Below are 21,746 nucleotides of genomic sequence, written 5' to 3' on the forward strand. Positions count from 1 at the left end.
TTTACGTCCGTAACATGTCAAAACGACCGCACCCGGACTTCCCTGGGAAATCCGCGCCGATCGCATGGAATGTCGCGAGTTGGCGCGGTGTTTAGCGGAATCACTGCTGAAAAGCAACCGTTCCGCCAAGTTTATTTTCAAAGCCTTAAAGCTTGGAAAGAATGCTTTCGACCTCGGCGGTCACCTGATCGATTTCTGCCATGCCGTCCACAGACTTGAGTTTGCCCTTGGCATGGTAATAGCCGATCAGCGGTGAGGTCTCCTTGTAGTAGACCTGCAGACGAGCCGTCATGGTCTCCGGAGTGTCATCAGGACGGCGCTTGAAGTGCGTCGAACCGCACTTATCGCACACGCCCTCGGCAGCCGGAACCTTATCGGTATCGTGATAGACGCTGCCGCACTGTGCACAGGAGTAGCGACCGGCAACGCGACGAACCAGCTCGTCGTCATTGACGCGGAATTCGATGACGACCGAAAGGTCGAGACCCTTTGCCTTCAGCATCGCCTCGGTGGCGTCCGCTTGGACGAGCGTCCTGGGGAAGCCGTCGAGGATGAAGCCGTTGGCGCAATCGGGTTGATCGATACGCTCGGAAACGATGGCAATGACGATCTCATCCGAGACGAGCTTGCCGGCGTCCATAACCGCCTTCGCGCGCTTGCCGACATCGGTGCCGGCGTTAACCGCTGCACGCAGCATGTCCCCCGTGGAAAGCTGCGGAATGCCGTGCTTTTCCACGATCCGCTGGGCCTGGGTTCCCTTACCCGCGCCCGGCGGCCCCAAAAGGATAAGTCTCATCGCCCCCTCTTTCCTCCACGCAACTTCGATTTCTTGATCAGGCCTTCGTATTGCTGCGCGATCAGGTGACCCTGGATCTGTGCAACCGTATCAAGAGTTACGCTAACCACGATCAAAAGCGAAGTCCCACCAAGGGCTAATGGAATGCCGGTTTGCGACACCAATATCTCCGGAAGGATGCAGACGAAGACGAGATAGAGCGCGCCGATCACCGTGATTCGGGTCAGCACGTAGTCTATATATTCGGCGGTGCGGTCGCCCGGACGGATGCCGGGAATGAAGCCGCCATGCTTCTTCAGATTATCAGCCGTATCCTTCGGATTGAAAACGATGGCCGTATAGAAGAAGGCGAAGAAGGCGATCAGCGCCGCATAGAGCACCATATAGAGTGGCTGACCATGACCGAGGGCCGCGACGATCGATGTCGCCCAGGAGGGCATTGCCGTGGTGCTGGCAAAGCCCGCAATCGTTGCCGGCAGGAGCAGCAGCGACGATGCGAAGATTGCCGGAATGACACCTGATGTATTGAGTTTCAACGGCAGATGGGACGTATCACCCTGGAACATCCGGTTGCCGACCTGGCGCTTCGGATACTGGATCAGCAGCCGGCGCTGGGCGCGCTCGACGAAGACGATGATGGCGATGACGGCGATCGCGACGATGATCACGAGCAGGATCAGCGGGGTCGACAGCGCGCCGGTGCGGCCGAGTTCGAGCGTGCCGGCAAGAGCAGTGGGAAGGCCGGCGGCGATGCCGGCGAAGATGATCAGCGAGATGCCGTTGCCGATGCCGCGCGAGGTGATCTGCTCGCCGAGCCACATCAGGAACATCGTGCCGCCGAGCAGCGTCAGAACGGTGGAAACACGGAAGAACCAGCCCGGATCGACGACCAAACCCTGGCCGCTTTCAAGGCCAGCGGCAATGCCATAAGCCTGGAGCGCACCGAGGATAACGGTACCGTAGCGGGTATACTGGTTGATGATCTTACGGCCCTGCTCGCCTTCCTTCTTGAGGTTTTCGAGCGCCGGCACGACCGAAGTCATCAGCTGCACGATGATCGAGGCAGAGATATAGGGCATGATGCCGAGCGCGAAGATCGCCATGCGCTCAACGGCGCCGCCCGAAAACATGTTGAAAAGGCCGAGAATGCCGCCTGCCTGGCCGCGGAAAGCCTGGGCATAGGCTTCGGGATTGAGGCCTGGAAGCGGAATATGCGTGCCAAGTCGGTAGACGAGGAGAGCTGCCAGTGTGAACCACAAGCGCTTCTTCAAATCCTCGGCTTTGGCGAAGGTCGAAAAATTGAGGTTGGATGCCAATTGTTCCGCTGCAGAAGCCATGCGTTTCTCCGCGCTACCAATTCCGGCGTCTCTGGGGGACAGACCGGCCCCGGAATCAGTATGAAATTATTCAAAACCGGGCTTAGGACGGATTGCAACGCAACGCCATGCCTCACCCTTGTTTTCGAGTCTTACCGGCATGACGCGGGCGCGCCAGCCAAGTTTTTGTGAGGCCCACATATGGGAGCAAAATCGCCCGGTGTGAAGCACCCCGGGCGACATATCATCAGATTATTATTCGGCTGCAGCCGGAGCCGAAAGCAGCGTCACGGTGCCGCCGGCCTTTTCGATCTTCTCGACGGCAGGCTTGGAGGCGCCCGCAACGACGATGGTGATCTTGGCCTTGATCTCGCCGTCGGCGAGAACGCGAACGCCATCCTTGACGCGGCGGATGACACCAGCAGCCTTGAGGGCAGCTGCGTCAACGGTCGTCTTGGCATCGAGCTTGCCGGCGTCGATCGCCGTCTGGATACGGGCCAGCGACACGACAACAAAATCGGAAGCGAAAATGTTGTTGAAGCCGCGCTTCGGCAGGCGACGATAGATCGGCATCTGGCCGCCCTCGAAGCCATTGATGGCGACGCCCGAACGGGACTTCTGACCCTTCACGCCGCGACCACCAGTCTTGCCAGAACCCGAGCCGATACCGCGGCCGAGGCGCTTGCGGCTGTGGGTCGAGCCTTCGTTGTCTTTAATTTCATTGAGTTTCATGAGCGTTTCCTCCGTCTCACTTCTCGTCGACGACGCGAACGAGATGCTGGACAGCACGGATCATGCCACGAACGGAAGGGGTATCCTCCAGCGTGCGGCGACGGTGCATCTTGTTCAGTCCGAGACCGATCAGCGTGCGCTGCTGGACATCCGGACGGCGAATCGGGCTGCCGATCTGTTCGATCGTGACAGTCTTCGCTTCAGCCTTCTTGGTAGCCTTGGCCATCTGTCAAACTCCTCTTATTCTTCAGAGGCGTTGCCGGAGGCGCCACGACGAGCCTGCAGCGTTGCATACTTGATGCCGCGCTGAGCTGCGATGTCCTTCGGGTGAACCTGGTGCTTCAGAGCGTCGAAGGTGGCGCGAACCATGTTGTAGGGGTTCGACGAACCGGTCGACTTGGCGACGACGTCGTGCATGCCGAGTGTTTCGAATACGGCGCGCATCGGGCCGCCGGCGATGATGCCGGTACCGACCTTGGCCGAGCGCAGCAGAACCTTGCCGGCGCCGTGGCGGCCATGAACGTCGTGATGCAGCGTACGGCCGTCACGCAGCGGTACGAAGATCAGTTCGCGCTTGGCGGCTTCGGTTGCCTTGCGGATGGCTTCCGGCACTTCACGTGCCTTGCCATGACCGAAGCCGACGCGGCCCTTCTGGTCGCCGACGACGACGAGTGCTGCGAAACCGAAACGACGGCCGCCCTTGACGACCTTGGCGACGCGGTTGATCGCGACAAGCTTGTCGACGAATTCGCTATCGCGCTCTTCACGGCTCTGGCGGTCGTCCCGCTGCGGCCTTCTTTCCTGTGCCATTGTCCTCTTCCTTTTTCTTTTCCGGGTGCAATCGGCAAACAAATGTGGACCGCATCAGCCTCCCCTTTCGGAGAGTGCCTGCGGTCCGGCGAAAATCCGGCCGGCGCTTGAGGCGTCCGGCCGGAAACTGATCAGAAGGTGAGACCGCCTTCGCGGGCCGCTTCGGCGAGAGCCTTGATGCGGCCGTGATAGATGAAGGCGCCACGGTCGAACACGACTTCCGTAACACCGGCCTTGGAGGCGCGCTCTGCGAGGAGCTTGCCCACAACGGTAGCGGCGGCGGTATCGGCACCGGTCTTCAGAGAACCGCGCAGATCCTTCTCGAGGGTGGAGGCAGACGCAAGCGTCTTGCCGGCCACATCATCGATGACCTGGGCGTAGATGTTCTTCGAGGAGCGATGAACCGACAGGCGCGGACGGCCATTGGCCACCGACTTGAGATGACGGCGCACGCGGTTGGCACGACGTGCAAGTGCTTCTTTCCTGCTAGCCATTTCGCGTGATCCTTACTTCTTCTTGCCTTCTTTGCGGACGATCCGCTCGTCAGCGTACTTGACGCCCTTGCCCTTGTAGGGCTCGGGACCGCGATATTCGCGGATTTCGGCGGCAACCTGACCGACCTGCTGCTTGTTGATGCCGCTGACGACGATTTCCGTCGGCTTCGGAACAACGATCGAGATACCGACCGGCGGCTCGTAGATCACGTCGTGGCTGAAACCGAGGGCCAGCTGCAGGTTCTTGCCCTGCATGGCGGCGCGGTAACCGACGCCGTTGATTTCAAGCTTGCGCTCGAAACCGTCCTTGACGCCCTTGAAGATGCCTTCGATCATCGTGCGGGACATGCCCCACTTTGAGCGCGCATCCTTGGTCTGGTTCACCGGCGTCACGACGACGGCGTTATTTTCAAGCTTGAGGCTGATTTCGTCGTTAGCAACGAAAAACAGCTCGCCCTTCGGGCCCTTTGCAGTCACCTTCTGGCCATCGACCGTAGCCGTGATCCCAGCAGGCACCTGAACGGGCTTCTTACCGATACGAGACATGTTTCAATCCTGTCTGTTCGCTATGGAGATCCCTGCCCGATCTTAGAAGACCGAGCAAAGAACCTCGCCACCAACGTTCTGTTCGCGAGCCTGGTGATCGGCCATCACACCCTTCGGAGTCGAAAGGATGGTGATGCCGAGACCGTTCGCGACCTGCGGAATGGACTTGACCGAGACATAAACCCGGCGGCCCGGCTTGGACACACGGCCGATCTCACGGATCACCGATGCGCCTTCATAATATTTCAGCTCGATGCTGAGTTCCGACTTGCCATTGCCGAAATCGACAACGGAGTAGCCACGGATGTAGCCTTCGGACTGCAGAACATCGAGAACACGTGCACGGAGCTTCGAAGCAGGCGTCGAAACCGACGACTTGCGGCGGGAAGCGCCGTTACGGATGCGAGTGAGCATATCGCCCAACGGATCAGTCATTGTCATGTAACCTGCTCCTTACCAGCTCGACTTGACGATACCCGGCACCTTGCCGAGATTGCCGAGTTCACGCAGCGCAATACGCGACATGCGCAGTTTGCGGTAATATGCGCGCGGACGCCCCGAAACTTCGCAACGGTTGCGAATACGGGTCTTCGATCCATCACGCGGCAGGGATGCCAGCTTGATCGAGGCCTTGAACCGCTCTTCGATCGGAAGAGCCTGGTTCATGATGATCGCCTTCAACCCAGCCCGCTTAGCGGCCTGGTTAGCGACCGTAGTACGGCGGCGCTTGTTCTTTTCAACTGCGCTTGTCTTCGCCATGTCAGGTTCCTTTTCTACGCTCGTCGTTACGGTTATTGACGGAACGGGAAGCTGAACTCTTTCAGAAGAGCCCGTGCTTCGTCGTCGGTCGTCGCCGTCGTGCAAACGATGATGTCCATGCCCCACATCTGATCAACCTTGTCGTAGTTGATCTCAGGGAACACAATGTGCTCCTTGATGCCCATGGCGAAGTTGCCACGGCCGTCAAAGCTTTTCGGGTTCAGGCCGCGGAAGTCGCGAACGCGCGGGAGCGCGATGTTCACGAGACGGTCCATGAACTCGTACATGCGGGCGCCGCGCAGGGTGACCTTCGCGCCGATCGGCATCTGTTCGCGGACCTTGAAGCCTGCGATAGAGTTGCGTGCGCGGGTGATGACCGGCTTCTGGCCGGCGATCGCTGCGAGGTCGGCGGCAGCTACCGTCGGCTTCTTCGAGTCAGCGGTCGCTTCGCCGACACCCATGTTGATCACGATCTTGTCGAGCTTCGGGATCATCATCTCGTTGGCGTAGGAGAACTGCTCCTGCAACGCCTTGCGGATGCGCTCGACATATTCCTTCTTGAGCCGCGGCTCATATTTTGCCTCAGCCATCGATCACTTCTCCAGAACGCTTGGCCACACGGACCTTCTTGCCGTCAACGACCTTGAAACCGACACGGGTCGGCTTGCCGTCCTTGTCGATGATTGCAACGTTGGACAGGTGAACCGGGGCTTCCTTGTTGATGATGCCGGCTTCCTGGGTCTGCGTCTGGCGCTGGTGGCGCTTGACGACGTTGACGCCACGAACAACGGCACGATCTTCCTTCGGCATGACCTGGACAACTTCGCCGGTACGGCCCTTGTCCTTGCCAGCGAGCATGACGACCTTGTCGCCTTTACGAATCTTCTGCATCGCTTCGCTCCTTACAGTACTTCGGGAGCCAGCGAGATGATCTTCATATGGTTCTTGGCGCGAAGTTCGCGCGGAACCGGTCCGAAGATACGGGTGCCGATCGGCTCTTTCTTGTTGTCGATGAGGACTGCTGCGTTGGTGTCGAAGCGGATGACGGAGCCATCTGCACGACGGATGTCCTTGGCGGTGCGAACGACAACCGCCTTCATCACGTCACCCTTCTTCACACGGCCGCGCGGGATCGCTTCCTTGATCGAAACGACGATGACGTCGCCGATCGAGGCATACTTGCGCTTCGAGCCGCCCAGCACCTTGATGCACATGACACGACGTGCGCCGGAATTATCCGCGACGTCGAGGTTTGTTTGCATCTGAATCATATCAGGTCGCCTTCTTGGTTTACCGGAATGGTTGGGCTAGCCCCCTACTCCGGCTTATGAAAATTTTCGCCGGCCGAGCTGCCGTGAGGCAGCACAGACGCGGCAATAGCTGAATAGCGCGGGATCGATCGTGCCAGGGTGGTTTCCCGAACGGGACCTTCCGTGCGCTCAAAGCAAAAGAACGCCCGGCATTCGAGCGTTCTGACGCTGCTTCATACAGATATTTCGGCGAGACGCAAGGCCTCGCGCAAAATTCTGTTACTTGCCCTGGGCGGAAATCACCGTCCAGCGCTTGTCCTTGGAGATCGGCGCGCATTCCTCGATGGATACGGTATCGCCAATCTTGTACTGATTGTTCTCGTCGTGGGCCTTGTACTTCTTGGAACGACGAACGGTCTTCTGGAGCAGCGGGTGAGCGAAACGACGCTCGACACGAACCACTACCGTCTTCTCGTTCTTGTCGCCAACGACGACGCCCTGCAGGATGCGCTTCGGCATATTTTTCTTCCTTTAGGCCTTAACTTCTGCCGCCTTCTGGCGGGCAATGGTTTTCACGCGGGCGATGTCCTTGCGGACTTCGTTGATGCGCGAGGACTTTTCGAGCTGGCCGGTCGCCTTCTGGAAGCGCAGGTTGAACTGCTCCTTCTTCAGCTTGGCAAGCTCGTCCTTGAGTTGGTCGGCGGTGAACGCGCGAACGTCTGAGGCTTTCATGAGCTCATTCCTTACTCTGCAATGCGCTGAACGAAGCGCGTCTTGACCGAGAGCTTGGCAGAGCCGAGGCGAAGCGCCTCACGGGCGATTTCTTCGCTGACACCGTCGATCTCGAACATCATACGGCCGGGCTTGACCTTGCATGCCCAGTATTCAACGGAGCCCTTACCCTTACCCATACGGACTTCGGTCGGCTTTTTGGTTACCGGAACGTCCGGGAACACGCGGATCCATACACGGCCGGCGCGCTTCATATAACGCGTGATCGCGCGGCGGGCCGCTTCGATCTCGCGCGCGTTGACGCGGTTGGGTTCCTGTGCCTTCAGGCCGAATTCGCCGAATGCCAGGTCAGAACCGCCCTTGGCGACGCCCTTGATGCGGCCCTTGAACTGCTTGCGGTACTTGGTACGCTTTGGCTGCAACATTTTCTTATTCTCCGAACTTCTCTGCCACGCGCGCTATCAAGCGTTGTCGCGGCGACGGTCTCTGTCGCGGTCACGATCACGGCTTGCCGGACCCTGGGCGTCACCTTCCATCGCGCGGCGCTCGGAAGCCATCGGATCATGCTCAAGGATTTCGCCCTTGAAGATCCAGACCTTGATGCCGCAGATGCCGAACGCGGTTTCTGCTTCAGCCGTGCCGTAGTCGATGTCGGCGCGCAGCGTGTGCAACGGCACACGACCTTCGCGGTACCATTCCGTACGGGCGATTTCAGCGCCGCCGAGACGGCCAGCGCAAGTGATCTTGATGCCTTCGGCGCCAAGACGCATCGCGGACTGAACGGCGCGCTTCATGGCGCGACGGAAAGCCACGCGACGCTCGAGCTGCTGGGCGATCGACTGAGCGACCAGCGTCGCATCGACTTCGGGCTTGCGCACTTCAACGATGTTGAGGTGCGTTTCCGAATTCGTCATCTCCGACAGCTTCTTGCGGAGCTTGTCGATGTCTGCGCCCTTGCGGCCGATGATCAGGCCCGGACGTGCCGAGTGGATCGTGACGCGGCACTTCTTGTGCGGACGCTCGATGACCACCTTGGAGATCCCGGCCTGCTTCAGTTCGCTCATGACGAACTTGCGCATCTTCAGGTCTTCGTGCAGCAGCTGACCGTACTCGGCATTGTCCGCAAACCAGCGGCTATCCCAGGTACGGTTAATGCCGAGACGGAAACCGATTGGATTGATTTTCTGACCCATTATGCGGCCTCCTCTGCTGCCTGCACTTCACGAACGACGATCGTCAGGTGCGCGAAGGGCTTTTCGATGCGCGACGCGCGACCGCGGCCACGAGCGTGGAAACGCTTCATGACGATCGACTTGCCGACATAGGCCTCGGCGACAACCAGCGAGTCGACGTCAAGATCGTGGTTGTTCTCGGCGTTGGCGATCGCAGATTCGAGCGTCTTCTTGACGGCGCCTGCGATGCGCTTGCGGGAGAACTCCAGCTCAGCGAGTGCGCGCTCGACCTTCTTGCCGCGGATAGCCGCAGCAACCAGGTTGAGCTTCTGGGGGCTGACGCGGAGCGTGCGGGCGACTGCTTGCGCCTCGTTGTCCTTCAGCCGGCGTTCGGCTTTTGCCTTGCCCATTGTTACTTCCTCTTCGCCTTCTTGTCCGCGCCGTGACCGTAGTAGGTGCGGGTCGGAGAGAATTCACCGAATTTGTGGCCGACCATGTCTTCATTGACGCTGACCGGGATATGCTTGCTGCCGTTGTAGACGCCGAAGGTAAGACCGACGAACTGCGGCAGGATCGTGGAGCGACGGCTCCAGATCTTGATCACTTCACTACGACCGCCTTCACGAACCTTCTCAGCCTTCTTGAGAAGATAGCCGTCAACGAACGGACCTTTCCATACTGAACGAGCCATTGGAGACTTCCTCTCTTACTTCTTACGCTGATGACGCGAGCGCATGATCATCTTGTCGGTCGACTTGTTCGACCGGGTGCGCTTGCCCTTGGTCGGCTTGCCCCACGGTGTCACCGGATGGCGACCACCGGAGGTGCGGCCTTCACCACCGCCGTGCGGATGGTCGACCGGGTTCATGACGACACCGCGGTTATGCGGACGCTTGCCGCGCCAAACGGTACGACCGGCCTTGCCGTCGTTGATGTTGGCGTGATCAGGGTTGGAGACGGCGCCGATCGAAGCAAGGCAGGAGCCATGAACGAGACGCTGTTCACCGGAGTTCAGGCGAAGGATCGCCATGCCCTGGTCGCGGCCGACGAGCTGTGCGTAGCCACCGGCGGAGCGAGCGATCTGACCACCCTTGCCCGGCTTCATTTCCACGTTGTGGATGATGGAGCCGACCGGGATGAACTGCAGCGGCATAGTGTTGCCGGGCTTGACGTCGACAGCCGTCTCGGAAGCGATGACCTTGTCACCGGCAGCGAGACGCTGAGGAGCGAGGATATAAGCCTTCTCGCCGTCAGCATAGTTCACCAGCGCGATGAAAGCCGTGCGGTTCGGATCGTATTCGATACGCTCGACCGTGCCTTCGACGTCGAACTTGCGACGCTTGAAGTCGATCAGACGATAGGTGCGCTTGTGACCGCCGCCGATGAAGCGGGCGGTAATGCGACCGAGGTTGTTACGACCGCCGCTCTTGGTCAGACCTTCCGTCAGCGCCTTGACCGGCTTGCCCTTGTAGAGGGCCGAGCGGTCGACGATGACCAGCTGGCGCTGGCTCGGGGTGATCGGATTGAAAGTTTTCAATGCCATTTTCTTATACCTCAGAGACCGGTGGAGACGTCGATCGTCTGGCCTTCAGCCAGCGTCACAACAGCCTTCTTCACGTCCTTCTGCTTGCCGACGAAACCGCGGAACCGCTTGGTCTTGCCTTTGCGCAGCAGAGTGTTGACAGCCGTGACCTTGACGCCGAACAGCGCCTCGACCGCAGCCTTGATTTCCGGCTTGGTCGCCTGCTTGGCGACATTGAAAACAACCTGGTTGTTTTCGGATACCAGCGTGGACTTTTCGGTGATCGCCGGAGAGACGATCACATCGTAGTGGCGAAGATCGGTCACTTGAATCGCTCCTCTAGCGCTTCAACCGCAGCCTTGGAAAGCACGAGCTTGCCGCGGCGCACGATGTCGTAAACGTTGATGCCCTGGATCGGCAGAACATCGATGTTCGGGATGTTCTGAGCTGCGAGCTTGAAGTTGCCGTCAAGCTCTGCGCCGCCGATGAAGAGGGCGTTGGTCAGGCCGAGCGTCTCGAAAACGGACGCGAGCGACTTGGTCTTGGCTTCAGCGGCAACCAGGTTGTCGATGACGATGACGTCATCGGCCTTGATCTTGGCCGAAAGGGCGTGGCGAAGGCCGAGTGCACGAACCTTCTTCGGAAGATCGTGCTCGTGGCTGCGGACAACCGGGCCGTGAGCCTTGCCGCCGCCGCGGAACTGCGGAGCGCGAGCCGAATGGTGGCGGGCGCGGCCCGTACCCTTCTGCTTGTACATCTTGGCGCCGGTGCGCGAAACTTCCGCGCGGCCCTTAGCCTTGTGCGTGCCCTGCTGCTTCTTGGCAAGCTGCCAGCGGATGACGCGGGCGAGAATGTCTTCGCGGGGCTCGAGGCCGAAAATCGCGTCCGAAAGGGAAACCTTCCCGGCGTCTTTTCCCTCAAGGGTCTTGACGTTGAATTCCATTGATCTGGCTCCCTTACTTCGCGGCCGACTTGACGGCGTCGCGCACGATGATCCAAGCACCCTTGGAACCAGGAACAGCACCCTTGATCAGGATCAGACCACGATCTTCGTCGGTCGAAACCACTTCCAGGTTCTGCGTCGTGACGCGCGTCTGGCCCATGTGACCAGCCATCTTCTTGTTCTTGAAAACCTTGCCCGGATCCTGGCGCGAGCCGGTCGAACCGTGCGAACGGTGAGACACCGACACACCGTGCGTGGCACGCAGACCGCCGAAACCGTGGCGCTTCATGGCGCCGGCAAAACCCTTACCGATCGTCGTGCCCGTCACGTCGACGAGCTGACCGGCCGCAAAGTGACCCGCCTTGATCTCAGTGCCGACCTCGAGCAGCTGATCTTCCGACACGCGGAATTCCGTCAGCTTGGCCTTCGGCTCGACGTTGGCAATGGCAAAATTGCCGCGCATCGCCTTCGACGTGTTCTTCACCTTCGCCTGGCCGGCACCGAGCTGAACTGCGGTATAGCCATTCTTTTCGACAGTGCGCGTGGCTACGACCTGGCAGCCTTCCATACGCAGTACCGTTACCGGGACATGCTCGCCGGCGTCGTTATAGACGCGGGTCATTCCCACCTTCTGTGCAATCACACCTGAACGCATCGGTTCAATCCTTCTCACTCAGCCCGAAGACCCGAGGTCTCAGAGCTTGATCTCAACATCGACACCGGCGGCGAGATCGAGCTTCATCAGCGCGTCTACCGTCTGCGGGGTCGGGTCAACGATATCGAGAAGGCGCTTATGCGTACGCATCTCGAACTGTTCGCGGCTCTTCTTGTCGATGTGCGGGGACCGGTTGACCGTAAACTTCTCGATGCGGGTCGGAAGCGGAACGGGGCCCCGGACGCTTGCACCGGTGCGCTTAGCCGTCGATACGATCTCACGCGTGGAGGCGTCGAGAATCCGGTGATCGAACGCCTTCAGGCGGATGCGGATATTCTGGCCGTTCATTCGACTTTATCCTTGTGTCTGTTATCCGCGTGTCACCATTGAGGGACACGACTTACCTTCAGTTACGTTAGCGGGCCACCGGTTTCAAAGATCGAGAGGGACACCGAGATCGGCGTCCCTATCCTTTCCTTGGGCCAGGTGGCCCAGCCGCTAATTACTCGACGATCGACGCGACGATACCGGCGCCGACGGTGCGGCCACCTTCGCGGATGGCGAAGCGCAGCTTTTCTTCCATCGCGATCGGAACAATCAGCTCGACCGATACCGTGACGTTGTCGCCCGGCATCACCATCTCCGTGCCTTCCGGCAGCGTCACAATGCCCGTCACGTCGGTCGTGCGGAAGTAGAACTGCGGACGGTAGTTGGTGAAGAACGGCGTATGACGACCACCCTCTTCCTTCGTCAGGATGTAGGCTTCAGCCATGAACTTCTTGTGCGGCTTGACCGAACCCGGCTTGCACAGGATCTGGCCACGCTCAACGCCGTCACGGGTGACGCCGCGGATCAGCGCGCCGATGTTGTCGCCAGCCTGGCCCTGATCGAGCAGCTTGCGGAACATTTCAACGCCGGTCACCGTCGTCTTCGTCGTCGGGCGGATGCCGACGATCTCGACTTCTTCGCCAACCTTGACAATGCCACGCTCGACGCGGCCGGTCACAACCGTGCCGCGGCCAGAGATCGAGAACACGTCTTCGATCGGCAGCAGGAATGGCAGGTTGATCGGACGCTCAGGCGTCGGGATGTAGGAGTCAACAGCGGCCATCAGTTCGCGGATCGCGTCTTCGCCGATCTTCTTGTCCGAATCTTCGAGAGCGGCAAGCGCCGAACCCTTGACGATCGGGATATCGTCGCCCGGGAAGTCGTAGGACGACAGCAGTTCGCGAACTTCGAGCTCGACCAGTTCGAGAAGCTCGGCGTCGTCAACCTGGTCGACCTTGTTCAGGAACACTACGATCGCCGGAACGCCGACCTGGCGAGCCAGCAGGATGTGTTCGCGCGTCTGCGGCATCGGGCCGTCAGCGGCCGAGCACACCAGGATCGCGCCGTCCATCTGGGCAGCACCGGTGATCATGTTCTTGACGTAGTCGGCGTGGCCGGGGCAGTCGACGTGGGCGTAGTGGCGGGCCGGCGTCTCGTATTCAACGTGGGCCGTCGAAATCGTGATGCCACGCGCCTTTTCTTCCGGAGCCGCGTCGATCTGGTCGTACGCCTTGTACTCACCGAAGTACTTCGTGATCGCTGCCGTCAGAGACGTCTTACCGTGGTCAACGTGGCCAATCGTGCCAATGTTGACGTGCGGCTTGTTGCGCTCAAACTTACTCTTTCCCATTTTCGGGTCTCCGTTTTGCTAGTCCCCGAAGGGATCTAATTCTTGTTATCGGTCAATTGGTATTCCGGTCACTTCTGACCGGAATACTTTGCCTGGATTTCAGTTGCGACGTTCGACGGGACCGGCGAATAGTGATCGAAGGTCATCGTGTACTGGGCGCGGCCCTGGGACATGGAGCGCAGGTTGTCGACGTACTTGAACATGTTCGCGAGCGGGACGTTCGCGTTGATGACGACGGCGATACCACGGCTTTCCTGGCCCTGGATCTGACCGCGACGGGAGTTCAGGTCGCCGATAACGTCGCCGACGTAATCTTCCGGGGTGACGACTTCGACCTTCATCATCGGCTCGAGCAGCTGAGCGCCGGCCTTCTTGGCTGCTTCACGGAAGCAGGCACGCGATGCGATTTCGAAGGCGAGAACCGAGGAGTCGACGTCGTGGAAGGCACCGTCGATGAGGGTTGCCTTGACCCCGAGCATCGGGAAGCCTGCGAGCGGACCCGAAGACAGAACGCTTTCGATGCCCTTCTGGACGCCGGGGATGTATTCCTTCGGAACGGAACCGCCGACGATCTTCGATTCGAACTTGAATTCGTCGCCTTCCGGGTTCGGTTCGAAGACGATCTTGACGCGCGCGAACTGGCCGGTACCACCGGACTGCTTCTTGTGCGTGTAATCTTCTTCATGCGTCCGGGTGATGGTTTCGCGGTAGGCTACCTGCGGCGCGCCGACGGTTGCTTCAACCTTGAACTCACGACGCATGCGGTCGACGATGATGTCGAGATGCAGTTCGCCCATGCCGGCGATGATGGTCTGGCCGGATTCCTGGTCGGTCTTGACACGGAAGGACGGATCTTCAGCAGCCAGGCGGTTGAGCGCGAGGCCCATCTTTTCCTGGTCGCCCTTGGTCTTCGGCTCGATGGCGATCTGGATGACCGGCTCCGGGAATTCCATGCGCTCGAGGATAACCGGCTTCAGCGGATCGCAGAGCGTGTCGCCCGTCGTGGTTTCCTTGAGGCCGGCGAGAGCGACGATGTCACCTGCGAAGGCTTCTTCGATGTCTTCACGCGAGTTGGAGTGCATCTGCAGCATGCGGCCGACGCGCTCGCGCTTGTCCTTGACCGTGTTGATGACCGACGCGCCCTTTTCGAGCTTGCCGGAGTAGATGCGGGCAAAGGTCAGCGAACCGACGAAGGGGTCGTTCATGATCTTGAAGGCGAGCATGGAAAGCGGCTCGCTGTCATCGGCATGACGCTCGATTTCGGCTTCCGTCTTGAAGTCGATGCCCTTGATCGCCGGGATGTCCATCGGCGACGGCAGGTAGTCGACAACGGCGTCGAGCAGCGGCTGCACGCCCTTGTTCTTGAAGGCGGTGCCGCAGAACATCGGGTGGAACTTGACGTCGATCGTGCCGCGGCGAACCAGTGCACGGATCTGATCGTTGTCGGGCAGAATGCCTTCGAGGTAAGCTTCGGTGGCGGCTTCGTCGATGTCGACGACCGTCTCGATCAGCTTTTCGCGATATTCTTCAGCCTTGGCCTTCATGTCCTCGGGGATCTCGACGACATCCCACTGGGCGCCGAGCGACTCGTCGCGCCAGATGAGTGCGTTCATCTCGACCAGGTCGATGACGCCCTTGAATTCGGTTTCCGCACCGATCGGCAGCTGCATGACGACAGCCGTTGCACCGAGACGGGTCTTGATCATCTCGACGGAGCGGTAGAAGTCCGCGCCGGTCTTGTCCATCTTGTTGCAGAAGATCATCCGCGGGACATTGTACTTCTCAGCCTGACGCCAGACGGTTTCCGTCTGCGGCTCAACACCGGCGTTGGCGTCGAGCAGCGCGATGGCGCCGTCGAGAACGCGCAGCGAACGCTCGACTTCAATGGTGAAGTCGACGTGGCCGGGAGTGTCGATGATGTTGAAGCGGCGCATTTTGCCGTCACGGCCCTTCCAGAAGGTCGTGGTGGCAGCGGAGGTGATCGTGATGCCACGCTCCTGCTCCTGCTCCATCCAGTCCATCGTGGCTGCACCGTCGTGGACTTCGCCGATCTTGTGCGACTTGCCGGTGTAATAAAGAATACGCTCGGTGGTCGTGGTCTTGCCGGCGTCGATATGCGCCATGATACCGAAATTACGGTAGTCTTCGATCTTATATTCGCGAGCCATTGTGGACTGCCTTTCGATACCGTTCGGAATTACCAGCGATAGTGCGAGAACGCGCGGTTGGCGTCTGCCATCTTGTGCGTGTCTTCGCGCTTCTTGACGGCGGAGCCGCGGTTGTTGGACGCATCGAGCAGTTCGCCGGAAAGGCGGTCAACCATAGTCGTTTCATTGCGCTTGCGGGCAGCAGCAATCAGCCAGCGAATAGCAAGAGCCTGGCGGCGCTCCGGACGAACATCGACGGGGACCTGATAGGTCGCACCACCGACACGACGCGAGCGAACTTCAACGTGCGGGGCAATGTTCTCAAGCGCAGAATGGAAAACCGTGAGCGGCTCCTGCTTGGACTTGCCATGGACTACGTCGAACGCACCGTAGACGATGTTTTCAGCAACGGACTTCTTGCCGTCGAGCATGATGGCATTCATGAACTTGGTGACGACGAGATCGCCGAACTTCGGGTCCGGATTGATCTCGCGCTTTTCTGCTTTATGACGTCTGGACATACTTTTTGTCTCTTCAACCGTTAAGGCGCTTCATGACGCGGAGGACCTCGCGCAGCGCCGGATTATTCAAAACCCGAATTACTTCGGACGCTTCGCGCCGTACTTGGAGCGGCGCTGCTTGCGGTTCTTGACACCCTGGGTATCGAGAACGCCGCGGATGATGTGATAACGGACACCCGGAAGGTCCTTGACGCGGCCGCCACGGATCATGACGACGGAGTGTTCCTGAAGGTTGTGACCTTCGCCGGGGATGTAACCAATGACTTCGAAGCCGTTGGTCAGGCGGATCTTTGCGACCTTACGCAGAGCCGAGTTCGGCTTCTTCGGCGTCGTGGTGTAGACGCGCGTGCAAACGCCGCGCTTCTGCGGGTTCTCCTGGAGTGCGGGAACCTTGTTACGCTTTACGTTCGCCTGGCGAGGCTTGCGGATCAGCTGGTTTACGGTAGGCATTCAACCATCCCTTACGTTTTATCTCAGTACCCTTGCGGGCTTGAACTCGCGCCGTCTCCGGCAGTGACGCACGCTTTCCGTCAATGCGCAAAATATGGCCCGATCCGCTTCCGCAGATGGACCACAAGGAGCAGAGGACGCATAAATATGCGTCGTGCGTGCAGCATCATGACTTCAACGTGCGTTTAGAACCTTGTTTGAGGTGAACTTCAGGGCGAGTCGCCCCGAACAGCCAAGCCTCACATGGGATCTGATGGCCGGGGTACTACTGGTTTCCACCCGTCTCGTCAAGGCCGGTTAAGAAATAAACTCGCCGTATCGCCTTGATATGCCGGCCGAACGCCCTGTTTCATCCTTCTAGACGAATTCACGGCCGTGCCCCAAGATAAAAACTTGGGCATCGCAGCAAAAGCAGTTAAGGAATCAGCAATTGCGGCGTTCGGCCCTCACAGCAGGATTCGAGCGACCGAATCGTCAAAGAGCCGAAGGACAGGCGATGATCACGACACCTGATAACGACAATAATTTCGACGGCCCGATGATCTTCATCATCATCGGCAAGGGCTACGAGTCCGACGCCAGCGAAGGCATCGACCTGCACATCATGCTGAAGGCGCCTGACGACGACACTGCCGTACGCGAGGCCTTGAACGCGCTTGCCGAGGAAGGCTTCATCGAGGCCGATCTCGACCAGATCGGCATGCTGACCGAGGTCCCGGCCGAAGAGCCGCACGCATCTGCCTACCAGGGTGCCGTCGAAGGCGAAGTCGCGATCATCCGCTTCAACTGAAGGGAGCCGCTCACGCTGTCAAGGCAGCATAAGCGGAAGCAGCCTCCCTCCCCGCCCGCCCAATCAGAGCAACCTAAATATGAAAAACCGCCCGGATCGCTCCGGGCGGTTTTTCAATTCGTCGACTTCAACCGCGGATTATTCCGCAGCCGGAGCCTTTTCGGCCATGTCCTGCAGCATCGGCGTGGCAACGGCAGCACCCGTGCCCTTGCGGCGCTCTTCGAGGATCATCTCGTCGCGCGACGTAGCGATGCGGCGGATCTGGGTCATGGTGCCGCCGGTACCGGCCGGGATGAGGCGGCCGACGATGACGTTTTCCTTCAGACCCTGCAGGCCGTCGGTCTTGCCGGCGATTGCAGCTTCCGTCAGCACCTTGGTCGTTTCCTGGAAGGACGCGGCCGAGATGAACGAGGGGGTCTGGAGCGACGCCTTGGTGATACCGAGAAGAACCGGATCGCCGTAGGCTGGCTTCTTGCCCTGCTCGATCAGGTGATCGTTGACGTCTTCGAGCTCGATCCGGTCGACATTGTCGCCGACGATATAGGTCGAGTCACCTGCATCGGTGATTTCCACCTTCTGCAGCATCTGACGGACAATCACCTCGATGTGCTTGTCGTTGATGACGACGCCCTGCAGGCGGTAGACTTCCTGGATCTCGTTGACGAGGTAGGAGGCGAGAGCCTCCACGCCCTTGATCGCCAGGATGTCGTGCGGAGCCGGGTTACCGTCGAGGATGTAGTCACCCTTTTCGATATAGTCGCCTTCCTGAAGGTGGAAGGGCTTGCCCTTCGGGATCAGGTATTCGACAGGCTCGACACCGTCTTCCGCCGGCTCGATGATGACGCGACGCTTGTTCTTGTAGTCGCGGCCGAGGCGGATCGTACCATCGATCTCTGCGATGATGGCGTGGTCCTTCGGACGGCGGGCTTCGAACAGCTCGGCAACACGCGGCAGACCGCCGGTGATGTCCTTGGTCTTGGCGCTTTCGAGCGGCGAACGGGCGAGAACGTCACCCTGGGAGACCTTCGTGCCCGGCTCGACCGACAGGATCGCATCGACCGAGAGGAAGAAGCGGGCGTCACCACCACGAGACAGCTTCGCGATATTGCCGCTGGCATCCTTGATGACGATCGCCGGCTTGAGGTCCGAGCCGCGCGGGGTCGAACGCCAGTCGATAACCTGACGCTTGGTGATGCCGGTCGATTCGTCGGTCGCTTCCAGAACGGAGAGGCCGTCGACCAGATCTTCAAACTGAACGGTACCGGCCACTTCCGTCATCATCGGACGGGTGTAGGGGTCCCACTCTGCCAGGCGCTGGCCGCGCTTGACCTTGTCGCCTTCGTCGACATGCAGCTTCGAACCGTAGGCCACGCGCTGCGACGACCGCTCGACACCACGTTCGTCCAAGATCTGGACGGTCATGTTGCGGCCCATGGCAACGAGGTTGCCATCGGAGTTGCGCAGGATGTTGCGGTTCTTGATCTGCACCGTACCTTCGTACGAGGCTTCGAGGAACGACTGGTCGACCACGGTTGCCGTACCGCCAAGGTGGAAGGTACGCATGGTGAGCTGGGTGCCCGGCTCGCCGATCGACTGAGCAGCGATGACGCCGACGGCTTCGCCCATATTGACCGGCGTACCGCGCGCGAGGTCGCGGCCGTAGCAGACCGAGCAGACGCCCGTCTGGATTTCGCAGGTCAGTGCCGAGCGGATACGGATCGACTGGATGCCAGCCTTCTCGATTTCGACGACGTCGGGCTCGAGGATCATCCTGCCGGCATCGACGATGCGCTCACCGGTGACCGGATGATCGATGTCGTCGAGCGCCGTGCGGCCGAGGATACGGGCGCCGATCGAAGCAACCACCTGGCCGGCATCGACGATGGCGGTCATGGTGAGGCCCGTCTGCGTTCCGCAATCGACATGCGTGACGATGCAATCCTGCGCGACGTCGACGAGACGGCGGGTCAGGTAGCCGGAGTTGGCGGTCTTCAGGGCGGTGTCTGCCAGACCCTTACGGGCGCCGTGCGTCGAGTTGAAGTACTCGTTGACGGTCAGGCCTTCCTTGAAGTTCGAGATGATCGGGGTCTCGATGATTTCGCCCGACGGCTTGGCCATGAGGCCACGCATGCCGCCCAGCTGGCGCATCTGGTTCGGAGAACCGCGGGCACCGGAGTGGCTCATCATGTAGATCGAGTTCATCGGCTTCTGGCGACCGGTCTTCTCGTCGAATTCGACCGCCTTGATGCGGGCCATCATCTCTTCGGCGACCTTTTCGGTTGCCTTGCCCCAAGCGTCGACAACCTTGTTGTACTTCTCGCCCTGGGTGATGAGGCCGTCATTATACTGCTGCTCGTATTCCTTCACCAGATTTTCGGTGTCGGCAACGATCTTGGCCTTGGCGTCCGGAATGACCATGTCGTCCTTGCCGAACGAAATGCCGGCGCGGCAGGCGTGGGAGAAGCCGAGCTGCATGATGCGGTCGCAGAAAATGACCGTGTCCTTCTGGCCGCAATGGCGATAGACCGTGTCGATCATCTTCGAGATGTTCTTCTTGGTCATTTCCTGGTTGCAGATATCGAAGGGCACCTTGCCGTTCTTCGGCAGCAGTTCGCCGATGAGCAGACGGCCAGGCGTCGTCTCATAGATCTTCGAGTAAGGCTTGCCATCCTCGTCGACCGACTTGAAGCGGCCGCGGATCTTGGTGTGCAGCGTTACGACCTTGCTTTCGAGGGCGTGATGCAGCTCGCCGAGATCGGAGAAGGCCATGCCTTCGCCCGGCTCGTTCTGGTTGAGGATCGACAGATAGTAGAGGCCGAGAACCATGTCCTGCGAGGGAACGATGATCGGCGCGCCGTTGGCCGGATGCAGGATGTTGTTGGTCGACATCATCAGCACGCGGGCCTCGAGCTGGGCTTCGAGCGACAGCGGCACGTGAACGGCCATCTGGTCGCCGTCGAAGTCGGCGTTGAAGGCCGTGCAGACGAGCGGATGCAGCTGGATCGCCTTGCCTTCGACCAGGATAGGTTCGAAGGCCTGGATGCCCAGGCGGTGCAGCGTCGGTGCGCGGTTCAAGAGAACCGGATGCTCGCGAATGACCTCGTCGAGGATATCCCAGACTTCCGGCTTTTCCTTCTCGACCAGCTTCTTGGCCTGCTTGACGGTCGAGGAGTAACCCTTGGCGTCGAGGCGGGCATAGATGAACGGCTTGAAGAGCTCGAGCGCCATCTTCTTCGGCAGGCCGCACTGGTGCAGCTTCAGTTCCGGACCGGTGACGATGACCGAACGGCCGGAATAGTCGACGCGCTTGCCGAGCAGGTTCTGGCGGAAGCGGCCCTGTTTGCCCTTCAGCATGTCGGAGAGCGACTTCAGCGGACGCTTGTTGGCGCCGGTGATGACACGGCCGCGACGACCGTTGTCGAACAGCGCGTCAACAGATTCCTGCAGCATGCGCTTTTCGTTGCGGATGATGATGCCAGGCGCACGAAGCTCGAGCAGGCGCTTCAGACGGTTGTTACGGTTGATGACGCGGCGGTAGAGATCGTTCAGATCCGACGTCGCGAAACGGCCGCCGTCGAGCGGAACCAGCGGACGCAAATCCGGCGGAATGACCGGAACGACCTTCATGATCATCCACTCCGGACGGTTGCCCGACTCCATGAAGTTCTCGACGATCTTCAGGCGCTTCATCAGCTTCTTCTGCTTGAGATCCGACGTGGTGTCGGCAAGCTCGGCGCGCAGGTCGCCAGCGATCTTTTCGAGGTTCATCGAGGCCAGCATCTCGTAGATCGCCTCGGCGCCGATCATCGCGGTGAACTGGTCTTCGCCGTATTCGTCGACAGCGAGCATGTACTCTTCTTCCGAGAGAAGCTGGTGCTCCTTCAGGGCGGTCAGGCCCGGCTCGGTGACGATGTAGTTTTCGAAGTAGAGGACGCGCTCGACATCCTTCAGCGTCATGTCGAGCAGCGTCGAAATGCGTGATGGCAGCGACTTCAGGAACCAGATGTGGGCAACGGGAGCGGCGAGCTCGATATGGCCCATGCGCTCGCGGCGAACGCGCGACAGCGTGACTTCGACGCCGCACTTTTCGCAGATGATGCCCTTGTACTTCATGCGCTTGTACTTGCCGCACAGGCATTCGTAGTCCTTGATCGGTCCGAAGATGCGCGCGCAGAACAGACCGTCACGTTCCGGCTTGAACGTACGGTAGTTGATGGTTTCCGGCTTCTTGATCTCACCGTAAGACCAGGAGAGGATCTTCTCCGGAGACGCGATCGAAATCCGAATAGAATCGAAATTCTGTGCAGGCACCTGCGGATTGAAAAGATTCATGACCTCTTGGTTCATGCCTGTCTCCTTCATGGGCTAAAGCGCCCTCAAAATGCGATGGTCGGCGGCAAATTCCCGGGAGCCGCCTCCCTCGCTTAAACGAG

29 protein-coding genes are annotated in these 21,746 nt (G+C 59.8%); 1 reads left to right on the top strand and 28 read right to left on the bottom strand.

Features of this window, described 5'->3' with window-relative positions:
• Positions 1-145: 145 nt before the first annotated feature.
• The 27 genes from OLZ32_RS18200 to rpsL all read right to left on the bottom strand — a co-directional run bounded on the left by OLZ32_RS18200 (position 146) and on the right by rpsL (position 16,523).
• On the bottom strand, positions 146-796 hold the full coding sequence (locus OLZ32_RS18200; protein ID WP_011651424.1) for an adenylate kinase: 651 nt from the start codon (positions 794-796) through the stop codon (positions 146-148).
• Positions 793-2,133, bottom strand: coding sequence for a preprotein translocase subunit SecY (gene secY, locus OLZ32_RS18205; protein ID WP_003547569.1), 1,341 nt, complete (start codon positions 2,131-2,133; stop codon positions 793-795). The genes OLZ32_RS18200 and secY overlap by 4 nt, the downstream gene beginning before the upstream one ends.
• A 234-nt stretch (positions 2,134-2,367) precedes the next feature.
• Positions 2,368-2,844 carry a 50S ribosomal protein L15 gene (gene rplO, locus OLZ32_RS18210; protein WP_003547567.1) on the bottom strand — a complete coding sequence of 159 codons (477 nt, stop codon included), beginning with the start codon at positions 2,842-2,844 and terminating at the stop codon, positions 2,368-2,370.
• A 16-nt stretch (positions 2,845-2,860) separates the two neighbouring features.
• A complete protein-coding gene (gene rpmD / locus OLZ32_RS18215; RefSeq protein ID WP_003547566.1) occupies positions 2,861-3,070 on the bottom strand; it encodes a 50S ribosomal protein L30 in 210 nt (69 codons plus the stop codon).
• Positions 3,071-3,084: 14 nt separating this feature from the next.
• Entirely contained in the window at positions 3,085-3,654 is a 570-nt protein-coding gene (gene rpsE / locus OLZ32_RS18220) for a 30S ribosomal protein S5 (RefSeq protein WP_017963908.1), read from the bottom strand.
• 131 nt (positions 3,655-3,785) lie between these two features.
• Positions 3,786-4,148 carry a 50S ribosomal protein L18 gene (rplR, locus tag OLZ32_RS18225; RefSeq protein WP_003547564.1) on the bottom strand — a complete coding sequence of 121 codons (363 nt, stop codon included), beginning with the start codon at positions 4,146-4,148 and terminating at the stop codon, positions 3,786-3,788.
• 12 nt (positions 4,149-4,160) lie between these two features.
• Complete coding sequence (gene rplF, locus OLZ32_RS18230; RefSeq protein WP_003547563.1) at positions 4,161-4,694, bottom strand: 50S ribosomal protein L6; 534 nt, start codon at positions 4,692-4,694, stop codon at positions 4,161-4,163.
• Positions 4,695-4,736: 42 nt separating this feature from the next.
• A complete protein-coding gene (gene rpsH / locus OLZ32_RS18235) occupies positions 4,737-5,135 on the bottom strand; it encodes a 30S ribosomal protein S8 (protein WP_003547562.1) in 399 nt (132 codons plus the stop codon).
• Between the two features lie 12 nt (positions 5,136-5,147).
• Complete coding sequence (gene rpsN / locus OLZ32_RS18240; RefSeq protein WP_003547561.1) at positions 5,148-5,453, bottom strand: 30S ribosomal protein S14; 306 nt, start codon at positions 5,451-5,453, stop codon at positions 5,148-5,150.
• Between the two features lie 32 nt (positions 5,454-5,485).
• The gene (rplE, locus tag OLZ32_RS18245) at positions 5,486-6,043 is read right to left on the bottom strand and encodes a 50S ribosomal protein L5 (RefSeq protein WP_003547560.1); all 558 of its coding nucleotides are present in this window, start codon (positions 6,041-6,043) and stop codon (positions 5,486-5,488) included.
• On the bottom strand, positions 6,036-6,344 hold the full coding sequence (rplX, locus tag OLZ32_RS18250) for a 50S ribosomal protein L24 (protein WP_003547559.1): 309 nt from the start codon (positions 6,342-6,344) through the stop codon (positions 6,036-6,038). The genes rplE and rplX overlap by 8 nt, the downstream gene beginning before the upstream one ends.
• 11 nt (positions 6,345-6,355) lie before the next feature.
• Positions 6,356-6,724: a 50S ribosomal protein L14 gene (gene rplN / locus OLZ32_RS18255; RefSeq protein ID WP_003547558.1), complete on the bottom strand. Its 369-nt coding sequence runs from the start codon at positions 6,722-6,724 to the stop codon at positions 6,356-6,358.
• A 258-nt stretch (positions 6,725-6,982) separates the two neighbouring features.
• Entirely contained in the window at positions 6,983-7,222 is a 240-nt protein-coding gene (rpsQ, locus tag OLZ32_RS18260; RefSeq protein ID WP_003547557.1) for a 30S ribosomal protein S17, read from the bottom strand.
• Positions 7,223-7,234: 12 nt separating this feature from the next.
• Positions 7,235-7,435, bottom strand: coding sequence for a 50S ribosomal protein L29 (gene rpmC, locus OLZ32_RS18265; protein ID WP_003558545.1), 201 nt, complete (start codon positions 7,433-7,435; stop codon positions 7,235-7,237).
• A gap of 11 nt (positions 7,436-7,446) precedes the next feature.
• Positions 7,447-7,860: a 50S ribosomal protein L16 gene (gene rplP, locus OLZ32_RS18270; RefSeq protein ID WP_003547555.1), complete on the bottom strand. Its 414-nt coding sequence runs from the start codon at positions 7,858-7,860 to the stop codon at positions 7,447-7,449.
• Positions 7,861-7,896: 36 nt separating this feature from the next.
• Entirely contained in the window at positions 7,897-8,628 is a 732-nt protein-coding gene (gene rpsC / locus OLZ32_RS18275; protein WP_003547554.1) for a 30S ribosomal protein S3, read from the bottom strand.
• Positions 8,628-9,017: a 50S ribosomal protein L22 gene (gene rplV / locus OLZ32_RS18280; protein WP_003547553.1), complete on the bottom strand. Its 390-nt coding sequence runs from the start codon at positions 9,015-9,017 to the stop codon at positions 8,628-8,630. The genes rpsC and rplV overlap by 1 nt, the downstream gene beginning before the upstream one ends.
• A 2-nt stretch (positions 9,018-9,019) precedes the next feature.
• Positions 9,020-9,298 carry a 30S ribosomal protein S19 gene (gene rpsS, locus OLZ32_RS18285; protein ID WP_003547552.1) on the bottom strand — a complete coding sequence of 93 codons (279 nt, stop codon included), beginning with the start codon at positions 9,296-9,298 and terminating at the stop codon, positions 9,020-9,022.
• A gap of 15 nt (positions 9,299-9,313) precedes the next feature.
• Positions 9,314-10,150, bottom strand: a complete 837-nt coding sequence (gene rplB / locus OLZ32_RS18290) for a 50S ribosomal protein L2 (protein WP_264421953.1) — start codon at positions 10,148-10,150, stop codon at positions 9,314-9,316.
• An 11-nt stretch (positions 10,151-10,161) separates the two neighbouring features.
• Positions 10,162-10,455, bottom strand: a complete 294-nt coding sequence (locus OLZ32_RS18295) for a 50S ribosomal protein L23 (protein ID WP_003547550.1) — start codon at positions 10,453-10,455, stop codon at positions 10,162-10,164.
• Positions 10,452-11,072, bottom strand: coding sequence for a 50S ribosomal protein L4 (gene rplD, locus OLZ32_RS18300; protein ID WP_003547549.1), 621 nt, complete (start codon positions 11,070-11,072; stop codon positions 10,452-10,454). Before rplD ends, OLZ32_RS18295 begins: the two co-directional genes overlap by 4 nt.
• 13 nt (positions 11,073-11,085) lie before the next feature.
• Positions 11,086-11,727 carry a 50S ribosomal protein L3 gene (gene rplC, locus OLZ32_RS18305; RefSeq protein WP_003547548.1) on the bottom strand — a complete coding sequence of 214 codons (642 nt, stop codon included), beginning with the start codon at positions 11,725-11,727 and terminating at the stop codon, positions 11,086-11,088.
• A 39-nt stretch (positions 11,728-11,766) separates the two neighbouring features.
• On the bottom strand, positions 11,767-12,075 hold the full coding sequence (rpsJ, locus tag OLZ32_RS18310; protein WP_003547547.1) for a 30S ribosomal protein S10: 309 nt from the start codon (positions 12,073-12,075) through the stop codon (positions 11,767-11,769).
• A gap of 154 nt (positions 12,076-12,229) precedes the next feature.
• Entirely contained in the window at positions 12,230-13,405 is a 1,176-nt protein-coding gene (gene tuf, locus OLZ32_RS18315; protein WP_017991059.1) for an elongation factor Tu, read from the bottom strand.
• Positions 13,406-13,473: 68 nt separating this feature from the next.
• Positions 13,474-15,573: an elongation factor G gene (gene fusA, locus OLZ32_RS18320; protein ID WP_003547539.1), complete on the bottom strand. Its 2,100-nt coding sequence runs from the start codon at positions 15,571-15,573 to the stop codon at positions 13,474-13,476.
• 29 nt (positions 15,574-15,602) lie between these two features.
• Positions 15,603-16,073 carry a 30S ribosomal protein S7 gene (rpsG, locus tag OLZ32_RS18325; RefSeq protein WP_003547538.1) on the bottom strand — a complete coding sequence of 157 codons (471 nt, stop codon included), beginning with the start codon at positions 16,071-16,073 and terminating at the stop codon, positions 15,603-15,605.
• A gap of 78 nt (positions 16,074-16,151) precedes the next feature.
• Complete coding sequence (rpsL, locus tag OLZ32_RS18330) at positions 16,152-16,523, bottom strand: 30S ribosomal protein S12 (RefSeq protein ID WP_003547537.1); 372 nt, start codon at positions 16,521-16,523, stop codon at positions 16,152-16,154.
• Between the two features lie 496 nt (positions 16,524-17,019).
• On the opposite strand from rpsL, the gene OLZ32_RS18335 reads away from it, so the two are divergent.
• Positions 17,020-17,313: a hypothetical protein gene (locus OLZ32_RS18335; protein WP_003547528.1), complete on the top strand. Its 294-nt coding sequence runs from the start codon at positions 17,020-17,022 to the stop codon at positions 17,311-17,313.
• A 138-nt stretch (positions 17,314-17,451) separates the two neighbouring features.
• Here OLZ32_RS18335 and rpoC read toward each other — a convergent pair whose 3' ends face one another.
• Positions 17,452-21,660 carry a DNA-directed RNA polymerase subunit beta' gene (gene rpoC / locus OLZ32_RS18340; protein ID WP_264421956.1) on the bottom strand — a complete coding sequence of 1,403 codons (4,209 nt, stop codon included), beginning with the start codon at positions 21,658-21,660 and terminating at the stop codon, positions 17,452-17,454.
• Between the last annotated feature and the right edge of the window lie 86 nt (positions 21,661-21,746).

This window comes from Rhizobium acaciae (assembly GCF_025941625.1).
GTDB classification, from domain to species: domain Bacteria; phylum Pseudomonadota; class Alphaproteobacteria; order Rhizobiales; family Rhizobiaceae; genus Rhizobium; species Rhizobium acaciae.